This is a genomic window from Virgibacillus oceani, from assembly GCF_041521345.1.
GTDB lineage: Bacteria > Bacillota > Bacilli > Bacillales > Amphibacillaceae > Virgibacillus_N > Virgibacillus_N oceani_A.
Genome location: NZ_JBGOHB010000009.1, coordinates 31,329 through 52,196 on the forward strand (window position 1 = coordinate 31,329; position 20,868 = coordinate 52,196).

The 20,868-nt window shown below is 40.1% G+C and carries 24 protein-coding genes and 1 pseudogene; 23 read left to right on the forward strand and 2 right to left on the reverse strand.

Annotated features, from left to right (window positions below; all coding sequences use genetic code 11):
- The first annotated feature begins 15 nt into the window (after positions 1-15).
- The 21 genes and pseudogenes from ACDX78_RS08480 (at position 16) to ACDX78_RS08580 (ending at position 16,119) form a co-directional block, all read left to right on the forward strand.
- Complete coding sequence (locus tag ACDX78_RS08480) at positions 16-1,449, forward strand: FGGY-family carbohydrate kinase (RefSeq protein ID WP_486026970.1); 1,434 nt, start codon at positions 16-18, stop codon at positions 1,447-1,449.
- Positions 1,450-1,485: 36 nt separating this feature from the next.
- Complete coding sequence (locus ACDX78_RS08485; RefSeq protein WP_486026972.1) at positions 1,486-2,931, forward strand: FAD-binding oxidoreductase; 1,446 nt, start codon at positions 1,486-1,488, stop codon at positions 2,929-2,931.
- 44 nt (positions 2,932-2,975) lie between these two features.
- The gene (locus tag ACDX78_RS08490; protein WP_486026973.1) at positions 2,976-3,626 is read left to right on the forward strand and encodes an ABC transporter permease; all 651 of its coding nucleotides are present in this window, start codon (positions 2,976-2,978) and stop codon (positions 3,624-3,626) included.
- A gap of 29 nt (positions 3,627-3,655) precedes the next feature.
- Positions 3,656-4,627: an ABC transporter ATP-binding protein gene (locus ACDX78_RS08495; protein WP_486026975.1), complete on the forward strand. Its 972-nt coding sequence runs from the start codon at positions 3,656-3,658 to the stop codon at positions 4,625-4,627.
- Between the two features lie 8 nt (positions 4,628-4,635).
- Positions 4,636-5,382 carry an ABC transporter permease gene (locus ACDX78_RS08500; protein WP_486026977.1) on the forward strand — a complete coding sequence of 249 codons (747 nt, stop codon included), beginning with the start codon at positions 4,636-4,638 and terminating at the stop codon, positions 5,380-5,382.
- A gap of 24 nt (positions 5,383-5,406) precedes the next feature.
- Positions 5,407-6,318 (forward strand): ABC transporter substrate-binding protein, encoded by a 912-nt coding sequence (locus tag ACDX78_RS08505; protein WP_486026979.1) that lies wholly within the window; start codon positions 5,407-5,409, stop codon positions 6,316-6,318.
- Between the two features lie 159 nt (positions 6,319-6,477).
- Positions 6,478-7,029, forward strand: a complete 552-nt coding sequence (locus ACDX78_RS08510; protein WP_486026981.1) for a DinB family protein — start codon at positions 6,478-6,480, stop codon at positions 7,027-7,029.
- The gene (locus ACDX78_RS08515) at positions 7,019-7,981 is read left to right on the forward strand and encodes a D-2-hydroxyacid dehydrogenase (protein WP_486026983.1); all 963 of its coding nucleotides are present in this window, start codon (positions 7,019-7,021) and stop codon (positions 7,979-7,981) included. The genes ACDX78_RS08510 and ACDX78_RS08515 overlap by 11 nt, the downstream gene beginning before the upstream one ends.
- Positions 7,982-8,001: 20 nt before the next feature.
- Positions 8,002-8,904 (forward strand): DNA-3-methyladenine glycosylase family protein, encoded by a 903-nt coding sequence (locus ACDX78_RS08520; protein ID WP_486026984.1) that lies wholly within the window; start codon positions 8,002-8,004, stop codon positions 8,902-8,904.
- A gap of 217 nt (positions 8,905-9,121) precedes the next feature.
- Positions 9,122-9,328 (forward strand): DUF1572 family protein, encoded by a 207-nt coding sequence (locus ACDX78_RS08525; protein ID WP_486026986.1) that lies wholly within the window; start codon positions 9,122-9,124, stop codon positions 9,326-9,328.
- The gene (locus ACDX78_RS08530; protein ID WP_486026988.1) at positions 9,321-9,530 is read left to right on the forward strand and encodes a DUF1572 family protein; all 210 of its coding nucleotides are present in this window, start codon (positions 9,321-9,323) and stop codon (positions 9,528-9,530) included. Before ACDX78_RS08525 ends, ACDX78_RS08530 begins: the two co-directional genes overlap by 8 nt.
- 39 nt (positions 9,531-9,569) lie before the next feature.
- Positions 9,570-10,337, forward strand: a complete 768-nt coding sequence (locus ACDX78_RS08535; protein WP_486026989.1) for a class I SAM-dependent methyltransferase — start codon at positions 9,570-9,572, stop codon at positions 10,335-10,337.
- Between the two features lie 61 nt (positions 10,338-10,398).
- Positions 10,399-10,470, forward strand: a pseudogene (locus ACDX78_RS08540) (enoyl-CoA hydratase); the annotation flags it as partial.
- A gap of 239 nt (positions 10,471-10,709) precedes the next feature.
- Positions 10,710-11,288, forward strand: a complete 579-nt coding sequence (locus ACDX78_RS08545; RefSeq protein ID WP_486026991.1) for a GNAT family N-acetyltransferase — start codon at positions 10,710-10,712, stop codon at positions 11,286-11,288.
- 159 nt (positions 11,289-11,447) lie between these two features.
- On the forward strand, positions 11,448-12,011 hold the full coding sequence (locus ACDX78_RS08550) for a Uma2 family endonuclease (protein WP_486026993.1): 564 nt from the start codon (positions 11,448-11,450) through the stop codon (positions 12,009-12,011).
- Positions 12,012-12,075: 64 nt separating this feature from the next.
- A complete protein-coding gene (locus tag ACDX78_RS08555; RefSeq protein ID WP_486027140.1) occupies positions 12,076-12,990 on the forward strand; it encodes an LLM class oxidoreductase in 915 nt (304 codons plus the stop codon).
- Between the two features lie 26 nt (positions 12,991-13,016).
- Positions 13,017-13,316 carry a TIGR04104 family putative zinc finger protein gene (locus ACDX78_RS08560; protein ID WP_486026995.1) on the forward strand — a complete coding sequence of 100 codons (300 nt, stop codon included), beginning with the start codon at positions 13,017-13,019 and terminating at the stop codon, positions 13,314-13,316.
- A gap of 78 nt (positions 13,317-13,394) precedes the next feature.
- Entirely contained in the window at positions 13,395-13,685 is a 291-nt protein-coding gene (locus ACDX78_RS08565) for a hypothetical protein (protein WP_486026997.1), read from the forward strand.
- A gap of 353 nt (positions 13,686-14,038) precedes the next feature.
- Complete coding sequence (locus ACDX78_RS08570; protein WP_486026998.1) at positions 14,039-14,629, forward strand: AAA family ATPase; 591 nt, start codon at positions 14,039-14,041, stop codon at positions 14,627-14,629.
- 149 nt (positions 14,630-14,778) lie between these two features.
- Positions 14,779-15,606: an AraC family transcriptional regulator gene (locus tag ACDX78_RS08575; protein WP_486026999.1), complete on the forward strand. Its 828-nt coding sequence runs from the start codon at positions 14,779-14,781 to the stop codon at positions 15,604-15,606.
- A gap of 306 nt (positions 15,607-15,912) precedes the next feature.
- Positions 15,913-16,119 (forward strand): hypothetical protein, encoded by a 207-nt coding sequence (locus ACDX78_RS08580; RefSeq protein ID WP_486027001.1) that lies wholly within the window; start codon positions 15,913-15,915, stop codon positions 16,117-16,119.
- Positions 16,120-16,251: 132 nt separating this feature from the next.
- On the opposite strand, the gene ACDX78_RS08585 is transcribed toward ACDX78_RS08580, so the two are convergent.
- Together ACDX78_RS08585 and ACDX78_RS08590 are read right to left on the reverse strand one after the other, a co-directional pair.
- Complete coding sequence (locus tag ACDX78_RS08585) at positions 16,252-16,896, reverse strand: peptidylprolyl isomerase (protein ID WP_486027141.1); 645 nt, start codon at positions 16,894-16,896, stop codon at positions 16,252-16,254.
- A gap of 119 nt (positions 16,897-17,015) precedes the next feature.
- The gene (locus tag ACDX78_RS08590) at positions 17,016-18,266 is read right to left on the reverse strand and encodes a DNA polymerase IV (protein ID WP_486027003.1); all 1,251 of its coding nucleotides are present in this window, start codon (positions 18,264-18,266) and stop codon (positions 17,016-17,018) included.
- Positions 18,267-18,628: 362 nt separating this feature from the next.
- On the opposite strand from ACDX78_RS08590, the gene ACDX78_RS08595 reads away from it, so the two are divergent.
- Together ACDX78_RS08595 and ACDX78_RS08600 are read left to right on the forward strand one after the other, a co-directional pair.
- Positions 18,629-19,816 carry a CaiB/BaiF CoA transferase family protein gene (locus ACDX78_RS08595; protein WP_486027004.1) on the forward strand — a complete coding sequence of 396 codons (1,188 nt, stop codon included), beginning with the start codon at positions 18,629-18,631 and terminating at the stop codon, positions 19,814-19,816.
- A 7-nt stretch (positions 19,817-19,823) separates the two neighbouring features.
- Complete coding sequence (locus ACDX78_RS08600) at positions 19,824-20,762, forward strand: MBL fold metallo-hydrolase (RefSeq protein ID WP_486027005.1); 939 nt, start codon at positions 19,824-19,826, stop codon at positions 20,760-20,762.
- The last annotated feature ends 106 nt before the right edge of the window (positions 20,763-20,868 follow it).

The following is a 20,868-nucleotide window of genomic DNA, read 5'->3' on the forward strand; positions in this document are numbered from 1 at the left end:
GGGGGATGAGTGGTTTTGAAGCGGAACAAATATGTCGTTGGTATAGATGGCGGTTCTCAAAGTACGAAGGTGGTTATTTATGATTTGTCCGGGAACGTGATCAGCCTAGGTAAGCAAAACCTCCGGCCAATGCAAACACCGGGAGATGGAATAGTAGAACACCCGGATGATGATCTATGGGCTTCCTTGATAAAAGCAAGTGAGCAAGCACTTGCCGGTTTTCCAGGTGAAAAGGAGGAAATTATTGGGGTAGGCCTTTGTACCATTCGTTTTTGCCGTTGTTTATTAAAGAAAAATGGTGAACTTGCTGCCCCTGTGATGAGCTGGATGGATGATCGCGTATCTAAGCCTTATGAACATAATAACCCAGATGCTGCTTATGTTACCGCGTCTTCAGGTTATATTACACACAGATTAACCGGAGAGTTCAGGGATACTTCTGCCAACTATCAGGGGATGTGGCCAATCAATACTGATACTTGGAACTGGAGTAAAGAACCATCCATCTTGGAACATTATAATATCCCGCGTGAAATGTTATTTGAACTTCAGCCGCCCGGCAGTATTTTAGGGTCTATAACTAAAGCTGCTTCTGAGGCAACAGGTATTCCGGTCAATATCCCTGTTGTAGCTACAGCAAATGACAAAGCAGTGGAGGCATTGGGAGCAGGTCTGCTGGAAGAAAATAGGGCGTTAATTTCGCTTGGTACTTATATAGCGGGAATGGTTCCAAGTCAAATAAATATAAAAGAACCGTCTGATTTCTGGACAAATTTTGCATCTGTTCCCGGAAATTACTTGCTGGAAAGCAATGGAATTCGTCGAGGCATGTGGATGGTCAGTTGGTTCACTGATCTTTTTGGAAAAGACTTAATTAGTCAGGCTGAGGCACAGCAAATGTCCCCGGAAGAAATTTTAAATCAGGAGGCTGGACAAAATGTGCCTGCTGGAAGTGATGGCCTCATAACAATCCTGGACTGGCTGGCACCAGCTGATAAAGCATTCCGAAAAGGTATGATGATCGGTTTTGACGAACGGCATACAAGGGCGCATATGTATCATTCCATTTTAGAGGGAATCGCTATGACGATGAAGAATTACTTGGATGCACTGTTTGCTGAAAGAAACATGGAAATGAAAGAAATTATTATTTCAGGTGGCGGATCCAACGGAGATATCATGATGCAAATGATGGCCAATGTTTTTGGTGTTCCGGCAATACGAAATGAAGTAAACGGTTCAGCAAGTCTCGGGGCCGCCATCAATACAGCTGTTGCCCTGAATGAATATACCAGCTACACTGTAGCGATTGAAAATATGGTGCGTGAGAAGGATTGTTTTTCACCGGATGCAGACAAATATGGTTTTTATAATAAATTAAATGCTGAAATTTACAGCCAGACAGCAAATTATTTGGATGGTTTATTAAAGAAGATGTATTCTTTATAAAATTATATGAAAACACGATTAAAGGAGCTTAGTAAAATGGGACTGACAAGAGAACAAATTGTGAAAGACATAACAAGTGTTTTACCGGAAAAACGAATTATAACAAATGAACAGGTGCTGAAGGATAACAGTGTCGATCGTTTCCGTAAATATGAAACGATTCACGGGGTTTATACACAGCCGATCCCTGCAGCGGTCGTGAAGGTGAAAACAGCGCAGGAAATTTCCGAACTATTATCTTATATGAATAAAAATAAAATTAATGCAGTACCAAAAACCGGCGGTTCAGCCACAGAGGGCGGGCTGGAAACTACAGTTGAAAATTCCCTTGTGATTGATGGTTCAGAGATGAATGAAATTATTAATATTGATCCGTATAATATGCTTGCCACAGTTCAATGTGGTGTTCCTTTGGAGGAGTTAGAGAATAAGCTTCGAGAACAGGGGCTTACTACAGGACACTCACCACAGTCGAAACCGCTTGCTCAAATGGGTGGATTAGTTGCAACACGTAGCATTGGCCAGCTGTCCACCCTATATGGTGGAATTGAAGATATGGTAGTTGGACTGGAAGCAGTATTTCCAAACGGAAACATCTCAAAAATTAAAAATGTTCCAAGACGGGCAGCAGGACCGGATATCCGTCATGTGATCATTGGTAATGAAGGTGCGCTCAGCTATATCACGGAAGTAACGATAAAAATATTCCAATACCAGCCGGAAAACAACCAATTTTACGGATATCTATTGGAAGATATGAAAACAGGTTTTGAAATCCTCAGAGAAGTAATGGTAAAAGGTTATAAACCATCCGTTGCAAGACTTTATGACCCAGAGGATGCCGCAGATCATTTCGATTTTTCCAAAGGCAAATGTGTGCTGATTTTTATGGCAGAAGGTCCAAAATCAATTGTACAGGCAACAGGAGAGGCTATTGAGGAGATTGTCGCGAAACATAACCCTTCTGAACAAGTGGACAGCAGCAAGATACAGTACTGGTTCGAAAATCTAAATTGGGATCCTGCCAAAGTAGAGGAAGAACGAAAAGAAATAAAAGAAACAAATAATATGGGTTTCACTACTGAGGTTTCCGGGACGTGGAGCAATATTCATGAAATATATGAAAACTGTATTCAGCGTATCAGAATGGAAATCCCTGATATTACAATGCTGGGCGGTCACTCTTCGCACAGTTACTTGAATGGAACAAACATGTATTTTGTTTACTATTACGATCTTGTAAATATAAAACCAGAGGAAGAGATAAGTAAATATCATTATCCAATTAATAAAATCATTGTAGAGGAAACACTAAAAGCAGATGGCTCCATGGTCCATCATCATGGGGTTGGGAAACATCGTACCCCTTGGATTAAAGATGAATACGGATCATCCTACTATATCTTAGAAACCTTGAAAGAAGCATTTGATCCAAATGGAATTATGAATAAGGGAACGATCTATCCAGGGAGTGAACAGTAAATAAGACTGATGTTTTTTTATTTAATTGAGAAGGTGGTGACAAAATGGTTGATTTTTTTAATTATGTTCAAAATGACTGGAACAGCATTTATGCCTATACCATAGAGCATATTGAGTTGGTCAGTTTAGCAATTGTGATTGCGATACTGATTGGCGTTCCGCTGGGTATATACCTGACTACAAATAAATATCTTGCCGAAACGGTATTGCAAGTGGCTTCCATCATTTTGACCATACCCAGCATTGCCTTGTTCGGGATCATGATTCCAGTCCTCTCCATTATCAATCAGGGGATTGGATTTCTGCCGGCTTTAATTGCGCTCGTTCTGTATTCGCAACTGCCAATCATTAGAAATACGTATACTGCTATTCAGAATGTGGACCCCAACATAAGAGATGCTGCAAAAGGAATCGGCATGACTACTTTTCAGCGGCTTATCAGGGTAGAAATCCCTAACGGATTGCCTTTAATTATGGCCGGAGTTCGTACGGCTACGGTATTAAATATCGGAATTGGTGCGATCGCTGCATTTATCGGTTCCGGCGGGCTCGGTGTTCTAATAAACTCTGGTATAAGCCGGGGGAACAGTAACATGGTGCTTGCCGGTGCTGTATTCGTATCGTTATTAGCTTTAATTGCAGATTTTATTTTAAAATTCATTCAAAAAAGGGTTACGTCTCCAGGTATTAAATAATAAATTTAGACGAAAGCAGGTGATAATTTGTGATTGATTTTAATAATGTAACAAAGATTTATGGAGGAGATGTCAAAGCTGTTGATGACATCACAATGTCGGTGAATGAAGGAGAATTTGTTATCCTTCTCGGTCCCTCCGGCTGTGGTAAAACGACATTGCTACGTATGGTTAACCAGCTTGAATCAATAACGAACGGTGAAATTAATGTTAACGGTCAAAATGTAAAAGAGATGGATAAAATTAAGATGCGGCGGAACATTGGCTATGTTATTCAAAGTAATGGCCTTTTTCCCAATATGAACATTGAAAAGAATACGATGATTGTGCCGGATCTGCTTGGCTGGGACCGCAAGAAAAAAAGGGATCGATTTAACTATTTGATGGATTTAATCGGGTTGAATCCGGATGAGTTTCGGAAAAGGTATCCGCATGAACTATCAGGCGGTCAACAGCAGCGTATTGGTGTTGCGAGAGCCATGGCTTCGGATCCACCGGTTATGCTGATGGACGAGCCGTTCGGGGCACTGGATCCGATTATTAGAGAAAAAGTGCAGGATGAATTCCTAACGATTCAAAAAGAAGTAAAGAAAACAATCCTTTTTGTCAGTCATGATATTGATGAGGCTGTTAAAATGGGCGATAAAATTTCCCTGCTCAGGCAAGGACATATTATGCAATATGACTCTCCGACTGAAATGCTGCACCGTCCAAAAAATGATTTTGTTTCAGAATTCATTGGCAAAGACCGTGTGTTAAGAAGTATGTCATTGTATACGGTAAATGACCTTGTAAATGCGCTAGGCCTTAAAAGCAAAGAAGATAATTTAGAGAACACAAAGGTGATTACAATTGACACATCCCTTCGTGTTGCATTGTCAATGCTACTGAACAAGGAAGCAGACCAATTATCGATAACAGATGATCAGGGTGAAGCCCACGGCAGCCTGACATTTGAACTCATTGAGAAATTTATTAATCAGGAAGTAAAAGGAGCCTAGCAGGGGATATGAACTCAAAAAAAATCATTGCTTATATTGTTCGAATAACGCTGTGGGCACTGGTAATTGCTTTTTTCTGGTGGGCAATCAGCCAGAATATGTTCGATAAAATCTTTAATGAACCGGATACATTTAAAGGGCTGCTGACGACACATATTCAGCTCACTGCCATTTCAGCGGGGCTGGCGATATTGACTTCCGTGCCGCTCGGTATTTTTATTACCAGACCGCGTTTTCGTAAATCAGAATGGCTGATCGTCAATATTGCGAATCTGGGACAAACCATTCCTAGTTTAGCTATATTGGCGCTTGCGATGAGTTTTTTAGGAATAGGAATGACGACAGCAATTGTGGCGCTATATGTTTATTCCTTGCTGCCGGTTCTGCAAAATACGATTGCGGGATTGGATTCTGTGCAGCCGGAAATGAAGGATGCTGCAAAGGGGATGGGCATGACACCATTGCAAATATTGTTTCGTATTGAACTGCCAAACGCATCATCCTCCATCCTTGCCGGCATAAGAACGGCTGTAGTGCTAAATATTGGAACTGCAGCGCTTGCTTATTTAATTGGAGGCGGGGGCCTAGGTGTGTGGATTTTTACAGGTATTCAGCTATATGATAATCAAACATTAATTTCAGGTGCGATACCGGTTACCCTGATGGCTGTGTTAGTCGATTTTATATTCCGGGGACTTCAGCATGTGCTGGTGCCTAAAGGAAACAGACTGGCAACAAAAGCAGTTACAGATTAAAAATTATAAGGAGAGATTTACAGGATGAAGAATAGATTTTTAATTTTAATTACAGTACTTTTAATTTCTGCATTTTTAACAGCATGCGGTGGTTCTGATGATGAAGAAAATAAAGATATTACCTTTGGTGCAAAAAACTTTACGGAGCAATTTTTACTTGCACAAATGGGTACCATTATTCTTGAGGAAAATGGATTTAATGTGGAAGAACGAAGCAACTTAGGAAGTACGGCTTTACGCCAAGCACTGGAAAATGAACAGGTGGATATCACATTTGATTATACCGGAACAGGGCTAGTCACTTATATGGGCGAGGATCCGATAGCTGATAAAGATGAAGCTTTTGAGACGGTAAACAAATTGGACCAGGAAAGAAATGATATTTACTGGACCAACCTCATGGAGGTAAATAACACATACACAGTTGCGATGAAAGAGGAAGTAGCGGATGAACTCGGTATTGTAAGTTTGACTGATCTGGCAGATTACGTGAATGAAAATCCTAGTGATTTACATTTTGGTACTGATGCGGAATTCGGAAATCGGCCAGATGGGCTTCCAGGAGTGGAAGAGACATATGGTTTTGCGTTTGGCAGTGACAATATTTCAGAAATGACCTATGGCTTACAGTATGATGCTTTGGATACTGATGAAGTGGATGTAGCAGTGGGATTTGAAACAGACAGCCGTATTCGGGAATTAAATCTTGTCAATCTCGAAGATCCGGAAGAATTCTTCCCTTCTTATAATGCGGCACTTGCCATGACGGAAGCTACGTATGAAAATCATCCTGAAATCCGGGAGCTGTTGCAGCCGTTGACGGATGAACTGGATAGTGAGATCATGCGTGAGCTAAATTACCAAGTAGACATTGAAGAAAGCTCTGTAAATGATGTGGCAAGAGAGTACTTGGAAGAGAATGGGTTTTTGGAATAGAATACTACTGAAAAAAGTCAACGTATAATATGTAATAGGGCAAGCAATCTTTGTTTGCCCTATTTATTTGAAAAAAATTAATAGAATTTTTTCAAATTCAATTCTGAATATTGTATTTATGGTACAATGGAAATGGATTAGTAGATGAGGAGGTAATATATGGAACATATTATCAGAGAATATAAGGAACAAGATAGAGATCGACTGAAAAGGAAGGCAACTATGAATAAAACTTTGAATGAATTTGAAAAAACTATTGGAGAGATTTCAAAATTAAAAAATGTGGAAAATGACAGATTGCTGGATCCAATTCAAGAAGGGAAATGGTCAATCAGGGAAATTGTTGGGCATTTGTATTACTGGGATAAACATAACCTCGAATCGATGGTTGCCAAAATGACAGACGGAGCAAACTTGCCGCCGTTTCCTGATCATGACCAACAAAATGAAGAAGCAATTGCCTATTTAAATGGTGAATCGGTAAATGCTATTATAAATTCTTTTATTGCAATGCGAAAAGAACTGATAGAAAGTATCTCAAAAGTGGAGGATAATACCCGGTTTACTATCGGAAAAGGAAAGCGGAAGTTCTCAGCTGAAAGCTTCATCAAAATTTTTGTAAAGCATGACGTATACCATTTACAGCAAATCAACAAAAAAATTGGATGTTTAGCAGAAGATAACTCAATGGGGAAGAACTATGGAAAATAGAAAAATAGTAGTCAATTTAGAACTGGAAGAGGCTTACCTGACAAAAATTAAAGAAGCTGCACTTGGTTTTGAAATCGTTGCAGGAGAAGACTTGGATGAATTACAGCCACATTTGAAAGAAGCGGAAGTTATAGTACGCTGGAAAAAGTCGATAGAACCAATTATATTGGAGCATAATAAAAAGCTTCGGTGGGTGCAAAACTGGAGTGCCGGGGTAAATAACCTGCCATTAGAGGAGCTTGAAAATAGAGGTGTGGTAGCAACAAGTGCAAACGGTGTACATGCTTATCCAATTTCAGAAACTGTTTTCGCTCATATGCTGGGGCTGACAAGGAAACTACATACATATATTCGTCAGCAGCAGGAGAAGAAATGGGATGATGCTGAATTAAACCTGGAAATGCACGAAAAAACCATCGGCATTATTGGGGTCGGTGCCATTGGTCATGAAACGGCAAAAATTGCAAAGGCTTTTGGCATGAAGGTACTTGGCATGCGGTATTCCGGGGAAATGACAGACAATGTGGACCGGATGTATACGCCCGATCAGCTTGATGAGCTGCTGGTGCAATGTGATTATGTGGTGATCACATTGCCGCTCACGAAAGAAACTATCGGCCTGTTTTCAAAGGAGCAGTTCCGTCAAATGAAGGATACTGCATTTATTATTAACATAGGACGTGGCCCTATTATTGAGGAAGAAGATTTAATCCATGCACTGCAAAATAACGAGATTGCCGGTGCCGGGCTGGATGTTTTTGCCACAGAGCCATTGCCGGAGAACAGTCCGCTATGGGAAATGGAAAATGTCATTGTGACTCCGCATACGGCAGGAGCAACAGCGCATTATACGAAAAGAGTGATGGAGGATATTTTTATTCCGAATCTGAGACGATATGTTCTGGGCAAGACGCCAAATATAAATGTGGTGAACTATACACGGGGCTACTAATTTCTTCAAAGGGTGATGTAATGAATTGGGGTGATTATGAAAGTTATATAACGGTGACTGCCAGGAAGCCATTCCGATTTGAGGCATGTTTGAAATGGCTGGAAAGAAGAAACCAGGAGATAATGTATGAAGTGGTTGGGGAGTGTGTTTTTATTCTGATTCCAACTGAGGAAGGAGCTGTGCTGAGCAGTTTAGAGGCAGCGTCGGATGGTGTAAAGGTGACCTTTCCTGGAGCAAAACTAACTACGGCAAGTAAAGCACAAATAGCATGGTTTGTTAATGAATGGTTTGATATGGACAAAGATATTCTTCCTTTTTATCAGCTTGTGGAACAAGATCCTATTTTAAAGCCATTAATCCCGGAATTTAAGGGTATGCGGGTTGTGGGGATCCCGGATTTGTTCGAAGCTTTAACCTGGGCGATTATTGGGCAACAAATCAATCTTACTTTTGCGTATAAAGTAAAACGCCAGTTTATCGAGCGGTATGGAGAGCACATTACCTTTAAAGGAAGACGCTATTGGCTTTTTCCCAGTCCAGAGAGGGTTGCAAAATTGGATCCGGCAGAGCTCAGGGAACTGCAATTCAGCATGAGAAAAGCAGAATACATCATTGATATAGCAAAATTAATCAAGGATGAAGAACTTTCTAAAGAAAAATTACAGCATTATGATCCAGTCTCACTAAAAAAAGAGTTAATGGCAATCCGGGGAGTGGGAAACTGGTCAGCGGATTATGTTCGTATGAAATGTTTCCAGCAGCCTGATGCATTTCCAGTAGCAGATGTCGGTCTGCATAATGCGCTGAAGGCACAGCTTGACTGGGATAGAAAACCGACTGTAGAAGAAATTAAGGAGATGGCAGCCAATTGGAGGGGCTGGGAGGCTTATGCTACTTTTTATTTGTGGATGTCGAGTGGGTGAAGGCTTCTAGGGAATTTTTACGTTAGTTATGGATGAATTTAAATGAAAAGAAACAGTTTCTTCAAAGCTATTAAGTAAAGGCTTCACCCTTATATCGATTTCGGTTGTATTTAGAGAATTAGGGAGGAATTTTTATTAATTTTGAAAAGGAATATCTTATAATTGTAGAAGGGCAATTGGAGCACATTAAAGGACGTGGAGAAAAGGTATTGAGCAATTGTCTGAGAAAGAATTACATTGGAAGCCAAGAACAGAATCAAATAATATTGCAATAATTATTAAGCATATCAGCGGGAATATGCATTCCCGGTGGGTTGATTTCTTAACTGCTGATGGAGAAAAGACATATAGAGATAGAGACTCGGAATTTATTGATTATAATGAATCGAAAGAGGAACTTATGGAAGATTGGGATAGTGGATGAAAGCTACTCTGATACAATAAAGAGCCTTGAACCAGAGGATTTACACAAAACGGTAACCTTAAGACAGCAGCCAATAACAGTTTTCCAAGCAATACAAACTGAAATTGCCCATCTTAGTTATCATTTAGGCCAAATTTTATACATAGGAAAACAGATAAAGGATAAGGAATGGACTATTTTAAGCATACTTAAAAATAGCTAACTACCAGGATTGATGACATATAAAACAGGAGCTGAATACATGCTTAGTTACTATAGCAAACTCTCTTCAGAAGTATATGATATTGACAAACATATTGGCCTCTCATTTGGAGACGTGGAATTTTACAGTGAAAGGCTGGATTCCTGTACGGGTCCTATTCTAGAACCAGGAGTTGGTACCGGCAGGATTCTCATTCCACTTTTGGAAAAAGGATTAAAAGTTGATGGATTCGATGTTTCAGATGAAATGTTAAAAATATGCCGTAGAAACTGTGACTCAAGAGGGTTAAATCCAAAGTTATTAAAAGACCAAATGGAGTCATTTTCCTCCAGTGAAAAATATGAAGCTATCATCATACCAACTGGAACATTCCTGCTTTTACACAGAAGAGAAGAGTCTATCAAAGCATTAAAAAATTTTCATCATCATCTCGCTGATGGCGGGAAGTTGATTTTGGATATATCTTCTATACCTTTACAAACTGATTTATCGACGGACAAGATGTCAACAAGGATATGGCAAACTAGGGCTGGTGAAATGATCACTTTGGAAACTAAATTAGTGGAAGTAGACTATATCAACCAATATACTATATCCCATCATCGTTATGAGAAATGGGAAGGCGGCAAACTGGTACAGACAGAGCTGGAACAATTTCCACTGCGCTGGTATGGAGTGGAAGAATTTAAGATGATGCTGGAGCAGATCGGATTTCAGGTTATTGTAATATCGGCTGATTATAACTACGGAGAATATCCGATTAATGCAAGTCAAATTATTACGTTTGAAGCTGTTGTTAACAAGTGAAATTTTTACTTACTAGAATAAATCAAGGGAGAGTTAAGATTCCCAATTACAACTAGGAGACATCATAAAATTTGAACGAACTTTTACAAAAGAAGACGTTGAAATGTTTACAAAGGTATTGAAGGATGAAGGGGAGTCTAACTTCCAATGAAGAGGGGTTGGCTAGTTGGGAGTAATTTTATAAAACGCTAACGTTGGAGGTATAAATATATCCTGAAAGTAAAGCAACAAATTTGTTTAAATTAAGATAGGTTAGTATTATACCTATATTACAAATAGAAAGGTGTGATGTCTTATGGCATATAAAATTAATTACGGTGTTAAGAGATGGTTCAGTATGTACGAAAGAATTTATGCTAAGGAGATGTCACGTTGGAAATAAAAGAAGAAAAATTTGCTGTTTTTTCTGAAACAGAACGGTTAATTATAAGACCTTTACAGAAAGCCGACTATGAAAATTGGTTAAATGCGTACAAAGCTCGATATTCATCGCAACATCGTCATGATCGAGGGAAATTAGATATGAGTGATTGCACGCGTGAATGGTTTGATGATTTGGTAGATAAACATCAGGAATTAGCACGTACAGATACCGAATTTATTTTTGGTGTCTTTAGAAAAGAGGACAACCAACATATAGGCATGATTGATTTTTCGACTTTATTTCGAGATGAATTTCAGTGGGGAAGAATAGGCTATACCATACATAATCAGTATTGGCGAAAAGGGTATGGTAAAGAAGCGGTAACCGAGGCGCTGAATATTGCTTTTACCGATTTGAAATTCCATCGCATTGAGGCCCATATCAATCTTGACAATACGGCGTCCATTAATTTAGCTGAAAAAGTTGGAATGGTGTATGAATGCATAAGAAAAGGATTTATATTCGAGTTCGGGGAATGGACAGATAATCTTATTTATTATAAGAATTCTATGGAGCAAGGTTCATAACTGTAAAAAAGTGATTGTTCAATAAACAGTCGCTTTTTTACCTGGGTACACTCCAAACATCAAAAGTGGGTGTAAGCAAGAGGAGCGAATTCCTTATGTAATGAGAGCTTCTCCCTATGTTATAATAACATCACAAGTATATTAATGGAGGAGATTTTCATGAGTCTTCCCGAAGAAAAGAAAGTAAGTGTTGAAACATTTTATAAAATGAGAGAAGAAACAGAACAATTATTGGAATATGTGGATGGGAATGTTTTTATGTCACCTTCTCCTTCTACAAGACACCAGCAAGTATCAGCCAGACTGCAGGCAAAGTTGTTTAATTTTCTCGATGGCGGAAAGTGCCAGGTGTTCAGCGCTCCATATGATATTCATTTATACAGAGACGATCTGAATGATACGAAAATATTTATACCCGATTTATCTGTTATTTGTGATGAGGAAGGACTGGAAGAAAACAAGTTTGTCGGCGTGCCTGAAATGATTGTTGAAATACTTAGTCCATCTAACCAAAGTTATGATCTTATAACAAAAATGGAATCGTATATGAAATATGGTGTAAAGGAATATTGGGTAGTCAATCCAATGCTTAACGCAATTCAAGTATATGCTTTAAATGATGAACAAGTGTATCAGCAGGTGGAAATATTAAAGAATGAAGGAAAGATAAAATCGACGGTGATAAAAGGGTTTCATGTTGATTTGAAAGAAGTCTTTCGGTGATTTAAACATAGTTTGGGTGATTTCAGTGTCGCATAAGTTTAACGCACATCAAGGCTATTCGAAAATGTTCAAAGAGAATCAATTGACTTTGGGATTATTTTTTCCGATCGAATCCTACAAGGAAAGTATTCCGGAGATGGATTTAGAGGAGCAAATGAAACGGGCAAAACTGACAGAAGAAGCGGGTTTTGCTTCATTATTTGTTAGGGATGTACCATTACACGACCTGGAGTTCGGCGATACGGGGCAAATCTATGATCCATGGGTTTTTCTTGGGTATTTGGCGGCTCATACAGAAAAGATTGCTTTGGGAACCGGGAGTATTGTTACACCGCTACGTCACCCATTGCATATAGCAAAATCAGCGGCTTCTGTTGATCGTATTTCGGGAAACAGGCTTGTGCTGGGCATTGCTACAGGTGACCGGCCTATCGAATTTACCGCATTTTCCGTAGAAAGAGAAAAGCGCAGTCAACTATTCCAAGAGTCTCTTCATGTGATGAGAAGCGTGTGGAAGGACGAATTCCCCGAGATTCAATCAACGAATATAAATTTAATAGAAGCAGATTTACTGCCGAAACCGGAGCTGAATGATATTCCGGTTTTGATAACCGGGAGTGCTTCCCAGACACCTGATTGGATAGCAAAACATGGGGATGGCTGGTTTTTTTATCAGAGGAATGTGGATCTGCAGGCGTTGAGGATTAAGGAGTGGCGTTCATTCACGAGCGTGTTCAAACCTTTTGCCCAGTCTTTATCTTTGGATCTTTCAGATGATCCAAATGAAGACCCGACATTTATGCAGCTGGGCTTCCGGAGTGGGCGTAATTATTTGATTTCCTACCTGGATGAATTGAAGGAGATTGGTGTGAATCATGTTGCTTTCAATTTCAAAGCCGCAGCACGTCCGGTGGATGAAATGATTCAGGAACTTGGGGAGGGAGTCGTCCCGCGTTTTCCTGCGTTGTCTACTGATTGATTTTTTCAAGGAAAGAAGGTGAAATCATGCCGACTTGTCAGAACTGCCATAATAAATGGAGTTGGAAACAGACTTTTCGAAAGTCGTTCACATTGGATACAGGGATACCATGTCCGTACTGTGGAGAAAAGCAATTTCTTACTTCTAAATCGAGAAAACGGAGCACGTTAGGAATACTTTTAATACCATTCCTTATTTTTGTTCCGAATTTTTTTGATTTCTCCCTTCTAGCCACGCTAAGTATTTATGCAGGTTATGTAATTTTGTTTAGTTTTACTTATCCCTTCCTTATTGAATTATCGAATCGGGAGGAAGCATTGTGGTAAGTGCTAAATTAATAATCTTTGATAAAAAATGCAGGCGTAAACTGTCGGAAAGATAATATACGATCAGGGGGGGTAGTAATGTATACAACACAAGATCTAATAAATGACTTTGAGAAATTTAACCACTTTGTGAGTTCGTTAAAAACAATGGAGGAACCCCTTTTCTTTCAGCCGATTGCTAAAGGGAAATGGGCAACAGCTGAGATTATCAGCCATATGTCATGCTGGGATAAATACATACGTGAAGAAATGTTACCGCAAATGAAATTAGATGCCGTTATCGAAAGTATTGATATTGAAACACTAAACAAACAAGCAGCGGATTATGCATTGTCTGGAGTATCCCATCAAGAGTTGCTTCAAAAATAACTGGAAGAAAGAGCACAGCTTGTAGCTGATTTAAGGAAAAAAAGCGAGGATGCATTTTTTGCAACATTCACATTGAATGGAGAAGAAGTGGATCAGTATTCAGGTTACCCGCATTCCATTTTTAATTATATTGCCGCATTCATATGGCATGATAATCATCATAAGCAGCAAATTGATGGGTTTTTGAAAGAAAAGGGTGTGGAATGGAAAGTGCATCATAACAACAATTAAAAAAGTAAGCTTTATAATCATTCTTTAAGCCGTGATGGCTAGGAACAGCACAGCGGCTAAGGTATCGATACGCTAGTACCCTTCATATCAAATATAAATAGTCGAACAGAGGAGACATATAAATGATTATTTGGTTAAATGGTGCATTTGGGTCAGGTAAAACGACTAGCGCATTTGAATTAAAACGAAGACTGGGGCCCAATTCCTTTGTTTACGATCCAGAAAATATAGGTTTTTTCATTCGTGAAAACATACCAAAAGAATTACATAAGTCTAATTTTCAAGATCATGAACAATGGAGAACTTTTAATTATGAAATGTTAAAATACATTTCTTATACATATGATGGTACCGTTATTGTACCAATGACCATATTTAATCCCCAATACTACGAGGAAATAATTCAAAAACTTATTGATGATGGTATTCCTTTAAGGCATTATATTCTCTATGCTGATAAGAGCGCCATATTAAAACGTTTGAATAAACGGCTTGAACGAGGTGAAACTTGGACAAAGTCTCAAATTGATCGTTGTATCCATGCTTTTAATACAGAAATTACGGAAGAAAAAATCATAACAGACAACAAAAGTGTTGATTTCGTTGTTGAAGAAATCGCCAAAAGGAGTAATGTGACCCTTTTACCAGACAAAAGAAACCACTTGAAAAAAAGGATTGATAGAGTGATTACATTAATAAAGCATATACGGTAATGAAAGATCCAAAGGGAAAAACGGTGCAACTCTTTTAAGAAAATTTACATTTGCTTTGCCTTGATACACACCCTGCAAATCTGAACAGATTACATCGGAACATTGAATGATCTTCTTGTTATCCTTAAAAGCGAAGGGAGGTTATTCAAGTGGATTTGTTTGAAAATATGAACGCTGTAATAAATTATATCGAAAAGCATTTGGATGAAGAGATCAATTATGGCGAGGCTGCACAGATCGCATGCTTCTCTGAACACCATTTCAAACGAATGTTTTCGTTCATAGCAGGTATATCTTTAAGCGAATATGTACGGAGAAGGCGTTTGACCTTGGCTGCTTTTGATTTAATAGAAAGTGACATGAAAGTCATCGATGCTGCAGTGAAGTATGGCTACAATTCAGCTGATTCTTTTTCAAGGGCATTTCAAGTGTTGCATGGGGTAACTCCCAGTTCAGTCAAAAATACTGACGTTCCATTAAAAGCTTATCCTCGGATGACCTTCCAAATCGTCATTAAGGGAGATGTTGAAATGAATTACAGATTTGTAGAGAAAGAAGCTTTTACCGTAGTAGGGAAAAAAGAAACTGTAGCGTCTGGTGGGTCGGAGTTTAATCCGGAAATATGGGAGCATCTTGAAGAGATTGAGGAAATTGTGAAGCCATACGATAATACCTCATTTTCCGGTCTATTACATGTCTCATTGACCAAAGAGAATGGAGATGTTGATTACTATATTGCTGCAGCGACTACCAAGTCATGCCCAAAGGATTTTTATCAATTGGAGTTCCCTTCCCATACATGGGCGGTATTTGAAGCAAAGGGAGAAATGCCGGATGCATTATTAACGACATGGGAGCGGGTGTATACGGAGTGGTTCCCGACCTCGGGTTATGAATTAGCTGAAGCGCCTGAATTTGTTAAAGGAACCGATGATGATAAAACAGAAATATGGGTTCCTGTTATAAAAAAGGAGTAGGCAGAGTGGGGTCTTGCTGCCCCCTTTATACCAAAGATTCGTTGCTCACAAAAGAGGATATTTGAAAGACACATAACTTAACTTTGAAGCCGTTAACAGAGTTTCAATTGCGCCTGGTTCCCGAAGCACTTTTTGATTTGCTAAAATAGAAAGCTGACGGGTGGTATTCGTTGAGTACCTTATGTAAGTGAGTACTGGGATAAGGGGCAGTCCTTTGTTATATGAAAGGGGCAGCAGTTTGTTGGCGATCATAAGGAGTTCCGTTATAATTATCAATAAGAACTGATAAATGACCGGGGTGAAAAAATGAGTGTAAAAGGTAATGTTATAAAATTAATTAAAGAACTCCCCAACGATGTAACTTATGAGGAGGTTATGGAGGAAATATATATTCAATCAAAAATTGACGCCGGATTAAAGCAACTTGATAAAGGGAAGTACCTTACTCATGATCAAGTAAAGGAACGAATGAGTAAGTGGTTGAGTTGGGGTGTTATTAAAGGTTTCTGTTGAAAAAAATTGCTATACCTTCGAATTCAATTAGAAAAGTGATATCAGTCCTTCCCAATACCACAAAGATGCTGTACAGGTTATATATTTAATTGAAAAAGAGAAGCTAATTGCTCCTCTTTTACGTTTCCCGGCTTAATCCACTATTTCCGGCTCCGCATAATCATATCCTTTTGTATCCACCGTTACTTCCTTCATTTGCTGATCTTCAAGCGGTTTGTCCATATCGTCCCGCTCTGCTGAAACGATCTCGTCTGCTACTTCCATACCTTCCGTGACTTCTCCAAACGCAGCGTAATCTCCATCAAGATGCGGGGAAAGTTCTGTTATAATGAAAAATTGGGAGCCGGCTGAGTCTGGATCTTGTGATCTTGCCATCGAAAGAATGCCCCGCTCATGTTCCAGATCATTTTCAAAGCCGTTGGAACTAAACTCACCCGGAATGCCATAGCCTGGATTTCCGGTGCCATTGCCTTCCGGATCCCCGCCTTGAATCATGAAGCCTGGGATGACCCGGTGAAAGATTAACCCATCATAAAATCCGTCTTCCACGAGAGATACGAAATTGGCTACCGTGTTTGGTGCTATCTCCGGATAAAGCTCCACCGTTATTTGTTCGTCATTTTCCATCGTGATGGTGACAACCGGGTTTTCTTCTACATCTTCCGGATAATTGGCTTGTTCGTTTGTTTCTTCCTCTGGTTGCTCTGCGGTTTCGTCTGCCTGCTCTTCCTCTTCCTGGCCACAAGCCGCCAGCAGGAATAAGAGGCCGATCGCCATAAATAATATGATTTTTTGTTTTGCTCGCACGTCGTTTTCCTCTCCTTGCTAAAAAATAAGACTGCATCAAGTATAGCATGTTCTTTTAACGGAAGAAAACGGCAAAAAGTCCCCTTTTCCTAAGCAAAATGTCCGCCGATTTTCTTACTCCGGTCAAGGGTAATCCCGGCGTCTGTATAGCTCGTTGCCCGCAAGATGGCGGTGGAACCGTGCTTGGCCCGAATCGCATCCATGACATAACCTATATCCGTTTTTTTGGAGCGATCCTCAAATAGGCTTAGCTGGGTTTCTCCTTTTTCAAAAAGATGATCCAGGGTGACGTACACGCGCCGTATATTGCTTTCTCCATCATAAAATTCACGGAATAGCTGCATGCACATCTCGTACATATCCATCGTCACATTGGTGGGAATTTGGACAGAGCGGGAACGCGAAAAGCCGCCGCCTGTTTCTTTTGCATAGCCAATGCCGAGATGAATGGTTTTTCCGACCTGATTTGCTGTTCTGGCCCGGCGGCAAACTTCTTCACAAAGGTCAAGAATACAAACCGAAACCTCTTCTTTTGTATAGTCGCGCAACAATGAAATCCCGTGGCCAAATCCTTTTTGCTCGGTTTTTGTAAAATTACCATAAACAGGACTCAAGTCAATGCCCCATGCATGCCAATACAGCTGCTCGCCCATCACGCCGAATCGTTTTTTCAAGCGATTCATATCAAACCGGGCAAGCTGACCAAGTGTAACAATCCCCATCCGGTTCAGGTTCCGCTTCATTCTGCCGCCGATTCCCCAAATATCCTCCACGGGAAAAGGCCAAAGTCTTTCCTTCACATCTTCATATTTGCATTCGGCAATGCCTTCTTTTTTTGCATGCAGATCCATGACGACCTTGGCAAGAAATTTATTGTCTCCAATACCAACCGATGACGTAATCCCGAAGCTGTCAAAAATATCCGCCTTTATTTTTCTGGCAACTTCCCAGCGGTTCCCGAACAGTTTTTGTAATCCATTGACCGTGACCCAAACTTCATCAACGGAATACTGGTGAATCGCTTCTTTCGGTACGTATTGATTAATAAGCCTGGTTATTTCCACCGATACACGCAAATAGTCAGCCATATGTGCCGGGACAATGTGAATGTCCGGATCGTCCGGCAATTCAAAAAAACGGCTTACATTACTGATGCCATGCTTTCGTTTTAATTCCGGGGATGCCGCCAGCACAATGCTTCCCGACCTATTTGGGTCACCAACAACAGCCAGCATCACTTTCATCGGATCAAGTCCCAATTTCACCGCTTCTACACTCGCATAAAACGAGCGCATATCAATACAAAGTACATCATTTCGCGGGTAAGTGGAATAATCCAAGAAAACCACCACCTAAAAAGAACATTTGTTCTTATTATATGCAGAGGATAAAATTTTAGCAATGGTAATAAATGCAATTACTGAATGATCAGATTTTCAGATATTAATCATTCCGCTTGTAAGATAAAAATAAGTATATTATCATTTATTGTAATTATTGCATATTAAAAATTCTTTAAACAACTACACCAAAAAAGGAGATGGACAGACTGTTTTCACCATTAACACACTGGGCTGGAAACAAAGAGCAGTAAAATATTACCCGCAAAAAAAGATGGTAATTGATGGAGAGAAGGAATTTACCGAAAAATGTCTACAATAGAGGCTATAAAGTACACTATAGAGATAGAAAGGGGAAAAAAGTGTTACAAAATATAAAGGTACTTGATTTTTCCAAATTACTGCCCGGTCCATATGCCACAATGATGCTGGCTGATCTAGGTGCAGAAATTTTGCGGGTGGAATCGCCTAGCCTTCCTGACCTAGTCAGGGATTTAGAACCTTTGGATGAGGAGTCGTCCGCTGCGCATCAGCATTTAAACCGTTCGAAAAAATCACTCACCGTTGATTTGAAAAAGAGAGAAGCTGTGGACATTGTAAAACAGCTGATTCAGGAATATGATGTTGTGCTGGAGCAATTCCGGCCTGGGGTAATGGAACGGCTCGGCCTGGATTATGAAACATTAAAACAGGTAAATCCAAATATTATTTACTGCTCCCTTTCCGGATATGGACAAACCGGCCCGTACCGCGACCGACCAGGTCATGATAATAATTACCTTTCCATCGCAGGAATCAACAGTTATTCCGGGCGTAAGCAGGAAGCCCCTGTCCCGATGGGGGTTCAAATTGCTGACTTGGCGGGTGGTTCTTTACATAGTGTGATTGCAATTTTAACAGCAGTTATTCACCGGCAGGAAACAGGGGAAGGGCAATACATCGACCTTTCTATGACGGATGCTTCTTTTGCACTGAATGCCATGTTTGGTCCCGGATACATAACAAAAGGCCTCCAGCCGAAAACAGAAGAGACACTATTAAATGGTGGGACCCATTATGATTATTATGAAACAAAGGATGGGCGTTATTTTTCTGTTGGCAGTCTGGAAGCCCCGTTTCGCATCAACTTATGTGAAGCACTGGGTTTGGAACATATGAAAGAATTGGCACTAAGCAACAGACCAGAGAATATTGCGGCATTTAAAGCGGCCATCAGAGAAGTCTTCCGAACGAAAACATATGACGAATGGTTGACTGTTTTTCAGGAAGTGGATGCATGTGTGGAGCCGGTGCTCCGTTTTTCCGAGGCTGTCAATCATCCGCAAATCCAAGCGCGGAACATGATAACGGAGGTTCCAAGGAAAGACGGGAGCGCACAGCAGCAAATCAGTTCTCCGTTTAAGTTTTCGGAGTATCAGCAGAAATATAAGCACGTAGGCACTAAGCGCGGCGAACACACCACGGAAATTTTGAAAAACCTTGGATGGGATGAAGAAAAAGTAAATACGCTAATCGATCAAAATGTGTTTGGAGAAATAGAAAGGAAGTGAATACAGCTTGCTGGAAAATTTAGGTTTGCAACTGATAAAACTGAATCTTCCATTTCGCCTAAACCACGTCAATTGCTTTATGGCTGAAGGTGAAAATGGCTGGAAGATCATTGATACCGGGCTTCATAATCAGGAAACGATTGATCGGTGGGAACAGGAATTGAAGGGGAAGGAAGTAACGGATATTATTCTAACGCATTATCATCCGGATCATTATGGGTATGCCGGGGCATTACAGAAAAAGACCGGTGCTGATGTATGGATGACAGAGACGGATGAAAAGAATGGAAAAATTTCCTGGGAAGTGGAGTCCATTGAAGGACTGGCGGAAAATTACCGGCAGGCAGGAATTCCACAGGATATTTCAGGCCAGATGAAAAATAATACGATGGAGTTTATTCCGAGGGTCACGCCATACCCGGTGGTCAATCAACACTTGAAAGAAAAGGAGACCATTGTACTCGGTAAAAATGAATATGAAATTATTTCAGCACCGGGCCACTCGGATGGGATGGTTGTTTTTTACAATAAAGAAAATAATGTGCTGCTTTCGGCTGATCAGATATTGCCGAAAATAACGCCAAATATTTCCTATTGGTTCCACGGTAATCCTAATCCGCTGAAGTCTTATTTGGAATCCCTGGACAAACTGAGTGAACTGGATGCAGCGTTCGCCGTTCCTTCCCACGGCAACCCTTTTTACGGAGTGAACGACCGGATCAGGGAAATAAAATCCCATCATGATGACAGGCTGAATGTAACGCTGGATTCGGTGAGTAAAGGAGGAACCGTTTATGAGGTCTGTCAAAAGTTGTTCCCGAAAGCATTAACGGTACATGAAACAAGATTTGCAATTGGGGAAACACTTGCCCATTTGGAATATTTACGCTGCAAAGGAGAATGTGAGCGGGAGATGAGTGAACAAGGCTACGTATATTACAGATAGTAAGTTAAAGAAAAAACTGGATGGTTAGGAATGCCCTGAGAAGTGAATGTAAGGCTGCTTTGTGGACATACTGAAAAAGCGCTAAGGAGGTATGTCGTATTTTTCA

Excerpts from the sequence above, each read along its gene's own strand:
- ACDX78_RS08485 (WP_486026972.1), top strand. The coding sequence starts at position 1,486 with ATGGGACTGACAAGAGAACAAATTGTGAAAGACATAACAAGTGTTTTA.
- ACDX78_RS08490 (WP_486026973.1), top strand. The coding sequence starts at position 2,976 with ATGGTTGATTTTTTTAATTATGTTCAAAATGACTGGAACAGCATTTAT.
- ACDX78_RS08500 (WP_486026977.1), top strand. The coding sequence starts at position 4,636 with ATGAACTCAAAAAAAATCATTGCTTATATTGTTCGAATAACGCTGTGG.
- ACDX78_RS08505 (WP_486026979.1), top strand. The coding sequence starts at position 5,407 with ATGAAGAATAGATTTTTAATTTTAATTACAGTACTTTTAATTTCTGCA.
- ACDX78_RS08510 (WP_486026981.1), top strand. The coding sequence starts at position 6,478 with ATGGAACATATTATCAGAGAATATAAGGAACAAGATAGAGATCGACTG.
- ACDX78_RS08515 (WP_486026983.1), top strand. The coding sequence starts at position 7,019 with ATGGAAAATAGAAAAATAGTAGTCAATTTAGAACTGGAAGAGGCTTAC.
- ACDX78_RS08520 (WP_486026984.1), top strand. The coding sequence starts at position 8,002 with ATGAATTGGGGTGATTATGAAAGTTATATAACGGTGACTGCCAGGAAG.
- ACDX78_RS08535 (WP_486026989.1), top strand. The coding sequence starts at position 9,570 with ATGCTTAGTTACTATAGCAAACTCTCTTCAGAAGTATATGATATTGAC.
- ACDX78_RS08550 (WP_486026993.1), top strand. The coding sequence starts at position 11,448 with ATGAGTCTTCCCGAAGAAAAGAAAGTAAGTGTTGAAACATTTTATAAA.
- ACDX78_RS08555 (WP_486027140.1), top strand. The coding sequence starts at position 12,076 with ATGTTCAAAGAGAATCAATTGACTTTGGGATTATTTTTTCCGATCGAA.
- ACDX78_RS08560 (WP_486026995.1), top strand. The coding sequence starts at position 13,017 with ATGCCGACTTGTCAGAACTGCCATAATAAATGGAGTTGGAAACAGACT.
- ACDX78_RS08565 (WP_486026997.1), top strand. The coding sequence starts at position 13,395 with ATGTATACAACACAAGATCTAATAAATGACTTTGAGAAATTTAACCAC.
- ACDX78_RS08570 (WP_486026998.1), top strand. The coding sequence starts at position 14,039 with ATGATTATTTGGTTAAATGGTGCATTTGGGTCAGGTAAAACGACTAGC.
- ACDX78_RS08580 (WP_486027001.1), top strand. The coding sequence starts at position 15,913 with ATGAGTGTAAAAGGTAATGTTATAAAATTAATTAAAGAACTCCCCAAC.
- ACDX78_RS08585 (WP_486027141.1), bottom strand. The coding sequence starts at position 16,896 with ATGGCGATCGGCCTCTTATTCCTGCTGGCGGCTTGTGGCCAGGAAGAG.